Source organism: Pseudoalteromonas sp. MelDa3, from assembly GCF_002863625.1.
Taxonomy (GTDB): domain Bacteria; phylum Pseudomonadota; class Gammaproteobacteria; order Enterobacterales; family Alteromonadaceae; genus Pseudoalteromonas; species Pseudoalteromonas arctica.
The window spans coordinates 1-6,293 of sequence record NZ_PJBR01000132.1; the positions used below are offsets into that span (position 1 = coordinate 1).

7 protein-coding genes and 1 other annotated feature are annotated in these 6,293 nt (G+C 40.7%); of the genes, 6 read left to right on the forward strand and 1 reads right to left on the reverse strand.

Annotation, left to right across the window (positions count from 1 at the left end):
• The 6 genes from ffh to tyrA all read left to right on the forward strand — a co-directional run.
• On the forward strand, positions 1-1,237 hold a 1,237-nt coding region (gene ffh, locus CXF89_RS17820; protein WP_121955350.1), incomplete at its 5' end, for a signal recognition particle protein.
• A 260-nt stretch (positions 1,238-1,497) separates the two neighbouring features.
• Complete coding sequence (gene rpsP / locus CXF89_RS17825) at positions 1,498-1,746, forward strand: 30S ribosomal protein S16 (RefSeq protein ID WP_002962192.1); 249 nt, start codon at positions 1,498-1,500, stop codon at positions 1,744-1,746.
• Between the two features lie 17 nt (positions 1,747-1,763).
• The gene (rimM, locus tag CXF89_RS17830; RefSeq protein WP_010554631.1) at positions 1,764-2,300 is read left to right on the forward strand and encodes a ribosome maturation factor RimM; all 537 of its coding nucleotides are present in this window, start codon (positions 1,764-1,766) and stop codon (positions 2,298-2,300) included.
• Positions 2,300-3,067, forward strand: coding sequence for a tRNA (guanosine(37)-N1)-methyltransferase TrmD (trmD, locus tag CXF89_RS17835; RefSeq protein ID WP_007581405.1), 768 nt, complete (start codon positions 2,300-2,302; stop codon positions 3,065-3,067). Before rimM ends, trmD begins: the two co-directional genes overlap by 1 nt.
• Before the next feature lie 33 nt (positions 3,068-3,100).
• Positions 3,101-3,460: a 50S ribosomal protein L19 gene (rplS, locus tag CXF89_RS17840; protein ID WP_007581406.1), complete on the forward strand. Its 360-nt coding sequence runs from the start codon at positions 3,101-3,103 to the stop codon at positions 3,458-3,460.
• 242 nt (positions 3,461-3,702) lie between these two features.
• Positions 3,703-4,836 carry a bifunctional chorismate mutase/prephenate dehydrogenase gene (gene tyrA, locus CXF89_RS17845; protein ID WP_121955351.1) on the forward strand — a complete coding sequence of 378 codons (1,134 nt, stop codon included), beginning with the start codon at positions 3,703-3,705 and terminating at the stop codon, positions 4,834-4,836.
• A gap of 127 nt (positions 4,837-4,963) precedes the next feature.
• Here tyrA and CXF89_RS17850 read toward each other — a convergent pair whose 3' ends face one another.
• A complete protein-coding gene (locus tag CXF89_RS17850) occupies positions 4,964-6,121 on the reverse strand; it encodes a chorismate mutase (RefSeq protein ID WP_007581410.1) in 1,158 nt (385 codons plus the stop codon).
• A gap of 44 nt (positions 6,122-6,165) precedes the next feature.
• Positions 6,166-6,283 (reverse strand) — a sequence feature (Phe leader region).
• Positions 6,284-6,293 lie beyond the last annotated feature (10 nt).

Here is a 6,293-nt window from a genome sequence, read left to right on the forward strand (position 1 = left end):
TCGCGACTTTGTAAAACAAGTTAAAGAACGTGCAGTTGGGGTTGAAGTTACAAAAAGCTTAAGCCCAGGCCAAGTATTTATAAAAATAGTGCGTGAAGAACTAGAAAAAGCAATGGGCGAGGCTAATGAAGAGCTAAGTCTAAATGCGCAACCGCCAGCCGTTGTAATGGTAGCGGGTCTACAAGGTGCGGGTAAAACCACCAGTGTAGCTAAGCTTGCTAAGTTTTTAAAAGAGCGAAAAAAGAAATCAGTACTTGTAGTAAGTGCCGATGTTTATCGCCCTGCGGCTATTAAACAGCTAGAAACGCTTGCAGCAGAAGTTGATGTTGATTTCTTCCCAAGTGATATTTCGCAAAAGCCTGTTGATATTGCAACCGCTGCAATTTCTCATGCTAAAAAGAAATTTATAGATGTAGTACTTGTTGATACTGCAGGTCGTCTACATGTTGATAGCAACATGATGGATGAAATTAAAGATCTTCATAAAGCAATCAATCCAATTGAAACCTTGTTCGTTGTTGATGCAATGACAGGTCAAGATGCGGCGAATACAGCTAAAGCATTCGACGAAGCATTACCACTTACCGGTGTTATATTAACAAAAACCGATGGTGATGCGCGTGGTGGTGCTGCTTTATCTATTCGTCACATCACTGGCAAGCCTATTAAGTTTATGGGTGTGGGTGAGCGCACTGACGCACTTGAACCTTTCCACCCAGACCGTATAGCGTCGCGTATTTTAGGTATGGGTGACGTACTTTCATTAATCGAAGAAGTCGAGATGAAAGTAGATAAAGAGCAAGCTGCTAGAGTTGCTGAAAAAGTATTTAAAGGCGCAGGTTTTACTCTTGATGATTTTGCTGACCAATTAAAGCAAATGAAAAGCATGGGTGGCATGATGTCAATGCTTGATAAGCTCCCTGGTATGTCTAACTTACCAGATGCTGTTAAAGGTCAAATGGGTGATAAAACATTTATCCAAATGGAAGCTATTATTAGCTCTATGACTAAAAAAGAGCGTGCACGCCCAGAAATCATTAAAGGTTCGCGTAAAAAACGCATAGCAGCTGGCTCTGGTACACAAGTACAAGAGATTAATAAGTTGCTTAAGCAGTTTACGCAAATGCAAAAAATGATGAAAAAAATGAAAGGTAAAGGCGGCATGACTAAAATGATGCGCGGTATGAAAGGCATGTTACCACCTGGAATGATGGGCGGCGGCGGTCCTAAATTTTAAAAAGTACCATTAAGTTACTTTTTAAAATAATAGCGAATCATATTGAAAGGAGCAAATAGCTCCTTTTTTGTTGAATAAATTATGCATGTAATACACCTTTAACTCTTATTTGTCGTTGAGATCACGGTTTAACCTACTAAACTGCCTTTTTGGTTCACTTCTTACTTGCGTTATTGCCAAAAACTCGTACAATTCCCCAGCTCCCCATTCTGGGGAGTAAATCTTATTAATGAAAACAGTCAATCTTTATAGAGGACGGTATGGTAACTATTCGTTTGCAACGTGGTGGCGCTAAAAAACGCCCTTTCTATCAAATTGTGGTTGCGGATAGCCGTTTCTCGCGTGACGGTCGCTTCATCGAGAAAGTAGGCTTTTTTAACCCAATTGCTTCAGGTCAAGAAGAAAAAATTCGTTTAGATTTACCACGTGTTGAACACTGGGTAGGTCAGGGCGCATCTCTTTCAGATCGCGTAGCTAAGTTAGTAAAAGACGCTCGTAAAGCGGCTTAATAGGCGTAAGTGTAACCATGAGTCAAGAGAACACCTCATCAATAATTGTCGTAGGAAAGCTCGGTGCCCCATATGGTATAAAGGGCTGGCTTAAGGTACATTCATTTACTGATGATCCCGTAGGGATCTTCGATTTCAGCCCGTGGTTGATAGGGCAGCAAGGTAAATGGCAGTCCTTAGAAGTGGTCGACTGGCGTCGCCACAACAAAGGCTTTATCGCTAAATTTGCGCAGGTAAACGACCGAGACGAAGCAATGGCTTATACCCATGCTGAAATCTCAATGGATGCAGCGCATTTACCAGAACTCCCGCAAGGTGAGTTCTATTGGCGAGATCTCATTGGCATGTCTGTTGTAACCGATAAAGGTTATAGCTTAGGCATTGTTGATGACCTGATGGAGACAGGATCAAATGACGTACTGGTTGTTAAAGCAAACAGTAAAGACGCATTTGGTCAAGCTGAGCGTTTGATTCCTTTTTTAACTGATTCAGTTATTAAAGAAGTTAAATACGACGCAAGAGAAATTACCGTAGACTGGGATCCTGGTTTTTAATGACGCAAACTAGTTCATTATGGGTAGGGGTGATAAGCCTTTTTCCAGACATGTTTGACGCTATTACAGACCAAGGTGTTACCGGTCGCGCAGTAAAAAATGGCTTAATTGATTTTAACTGCTGGAATCCGCGAGACTACGCTTTAGATAAGCATAGAACCGTAGATGACCGTCCTTACGGGGGCGGACCTGGTATGTTAATGATGGTTGAGCCATTAAAAAAAGCGATTGCCGAAGCTAAAAAAGCAGCTGGTGATGGTGCTAAAGTAATTTATATGTCCCCGCAAGGGCGCAAACTTGATCAGCAAGGTGCTAGCGAACTCGCTAACTCTAAAAAACTGATTTTGATTGCCGGTCGCTATGAAGGTATAGATGAGAGAATAATAGAATCATATGTTGACGAAGAATGGTCAATTGGTGATTTTATTTTGAGTGGTGGTGAACTACCTGCCATGACATTAATTGACGCAGTAGCGCGATTAGTGCCAGGTGTGTTAGGTCATAATCAGTCAGCAGAACAAGATTCGTTTTCGGATGGCTTGTTAGATTGTCCACACTATACACGACCAGAAACATTGGACGACAAACAGGTTCCTGCTGTATTACTCAGTGGTAACCACCAAGAGATAGCAAAATGGCGGCTTATGCAGTCATTAGGCAGAACTTGGTTACGACGTCCTGACTTGTTGCATAACCTAGCTCTGACTGAGGAGCAAGCGGTATTACTCGCGAAATTTCAGCAAGAGTACCAAAAAGCTTGTGGCTAGAAGACAGTTACACCTAGGAAAGTGAGAAACATAATGGCAAAAGTAAACCAAAATATTATTAAAGCGCTTGAAGATGAGCAGCTTAAAACAGACGTACCTGCATTTGGCCCTGGTGATACAGTGGTTGTACAGGTAAAAGTAAAAGAAGGTGCTAAAGAGCGTCTACAGGCCTTTGAAGGTGTTGTAATCGCTAAGCGTAATCGTGGTCTTCACTCAGCATTCACAGTTCGTAAAATCTCGAACGGTGAAGGCGTTGAGCGTGTATTCCAAACGCACAGCCCTCTTATTGATAGCGTAACAGTTAAGCGTCGCGGTGCAGTTCGCCGTGCTAAGCTTTACTATCTACGTGAGCGTTCTGGTAAATCTGCACGTATTAGAGAAAAACTTAACTAATACGCGCTGTTTATCAACGCAAAAAAACGGGTTGCATCCTTCGGGTTGCAACCCGTTTTGGTTTTAGAATATTATTTTCTCAATTCTCAATTCTCAATTCTCAATTCTCAATTTCTCATTAGTAAAATTTCCGCTTTAGCCTTTTCTCAGTTAGCTGATCCTGTTAGTATTTATCGTATTGATTAGTTTACTTTTATGTAAATTTATATTTACGTTATTTGGTTTTTTAAGGTGGGACGAACGTGGCTGACATAAGTGATTTAGCACAGCTAAGAGAAGGTATAGATGAATGCGATGCACAACTTGTTGCCTTACTCGCTAAACGTAATGGTATTACGCAAAAAATTGGTGAGATAAAACAACAAACAGGCGCACCTTTACATGCACCTGCCCGTGAAGCAGAGCTATTAGCGGCAAGACGACAAGAAGCAATAAATCAAAATGTAAGCCCAGATCTCGTTGAAGATATACTAAGACGTATGATGCGAGAAGCCTATCAAAACCAACAAGCAAAACTTGCATGCGCAGCGCCAGAGCTTTCGCCAATTGTAATTGTGGGTGGTCAAGGCGCCATGGGCCAGTTATTTGCACAGCAGTTTATTCGCTCAGGTTACGAAGTTAAAATTTTAGATAAAGATCAGCAAAACGATGCTAAAAGTATTTTAAAAGGTGCCAAGCTGGTAATGATTAGCGTACCTATTAATGCATTGGACGCTGTCGTTGCTAAGTTACCTAAACTAGATGAAGACTGTTTACTAGTTGATATTACATCGGTAAAGCAATCGCCTATTAAAGCACTAAAAGCTGCGCACAGTGGCCCTGTGGTTGGTTTACATCCTATGTTTGGGCCTGATATATCACACTGGGTAAAACAAACAGTTGTTGTATGTGAAGGGCGAGAACACCAAGCGGCAAAAGGTTTGTTACAGCAGTTACAAGTATGGGGTTGTCAGCTTGTTGAGCTTGATGCTAAAAAGCATGATGAAGCAATGCAAATTATTCAGGTAATGCGCCATTTAACGACATTTGTGTACGGACAATTTCTAGCAAAACAAAGTCATACACTAGAAGAATTACGTAGCTGCTCGTCACCTATATATCAATTAGAACTGATGATGGTAGGGCGTTTATTTGCGCAGTCGCCTGAGCTTTACTCAGATATTATGCTAGCACAATTCGATGATGTAGAAACCTTACTTGCACAGTACCAAGATACCTTCGCAAGTACATTAGCAAAATTAAAAGCGGGAGATAAAGCAGCGCTTATTGATTCTTTTGCGCAGGCGAAAGTTTACTTTTCTGACTCGACAGAACACTTTTTAACGCAAAGTAGAAGCTTATTAAATAAAGCGAATGATTCAAAAGTTTTAGATTAATATTTGTTATACCGTTTGCTTAAGTATGGGGATTTAATTCGTTAAATTGCTAAAATATTTATGCAGACTGGTACTAGTTAACGAAAAAGGGCCGATATCGGCCCTTTTTGATTTGTAAAATTGCTTATTAAGTATTAACGCTTACTGCCTGTAGTGACTCGCTTTGGTAGCATCCTAAAATACGTACATATTGGGTGTGCTCTTTAAGTTCTTCTAGCGCTTCTTTTACTTGGCTTTCAGCTAAGTTTGCTTCTAGGTCAACATAAAAAACTTCTTCCCACGGATTGCCCGGAGTAGGGCGAGATTCAAGTTTTACTAAATTAATCTTATGCTGCTTAAAAATCATTAACGCATCGGCTAGTGAGCCCGCTTGTTGTTTTGTCGACATGATCAAACTAGTTTTAGTTGGAATTTGGTTAGACACTTGTAGAGGCTTACGTGCAACAACAATAAAGCGGCTATGGTTTTCGCTTTGATTAGCTAGGTTTGATTTAATAACCTCAAGCCCTACGTTTTTCCCCGCTTGTGCAGAGCCAATTGCAGCACTGTATGGTGTGTTCAGAGCTGATTGTAGCGCGCTTGATGTTGAGTCACATGTTTCGTGTTGTAAATCACCTAAGCCCTGTAAAAAGCGGCTGCACTGCGCAAATGGTTGTGGGTGTGCAAATATTTTTGTTAGTTGACTAAGTTCAGTATCAGGGTTGGCGAGTAAGCAATGCTCTACACTGTGAGTTACTTCTCCAACAATAGACACTTGCGCGTGCTGTAATAAGTCAAACACCTCGTTAATACTGCCAGAGCTTGTGTTTTCAATGGGTAATAAACCAAAATCAGCTTGGCCGTTTTCTACTTTACCTGTTATTTCGTCAAACGATGTACAGCCAATTTCAACTAATTTACCCGGGCGGCGGCTAAAATATTTATGGCATGCTAGTTGGCTATAGGAACCCTGGCCACCTAAGTAAGTTACACGGTGTGTTTCACTAAGGGCATCTGGATTCAGGTTTTTTTGTAGCATTGCTTGTTGGTGTAAAACAGAGTCTTCCAAAATAGTTTGAAAAACATTATTCACGTAGTAAGCATCCAAACCTAGTGATTTACCATAACCAATCAGTTTCTCTAAAAGTGCGAGTTCACGTGCTTCATCGCGAATTGGCTTGTTGTTAGCAATTTTATACTCAACCACACCGTGGCTAATACGACGACGTTTAGCTAATAACACGAGTAAATCGGAGTCTATTTCATTTATATCGTGTCTTAGTGCATTTAATACATCATTTGTCATTTTGGTATCCTCATTCCAAAAGTAGGCTGTTATTACACAGCAAAAACAAAAAAGCCTCCCGGTTGGGAGGCTTTACTATTCGATTGATTTTATCTCACAAACAGGGAAGCCTCTTCTATATAAAGAAGCTAAAAAACGAAAAAAAAGTGCGAGAGATAAATATGTTCATGCA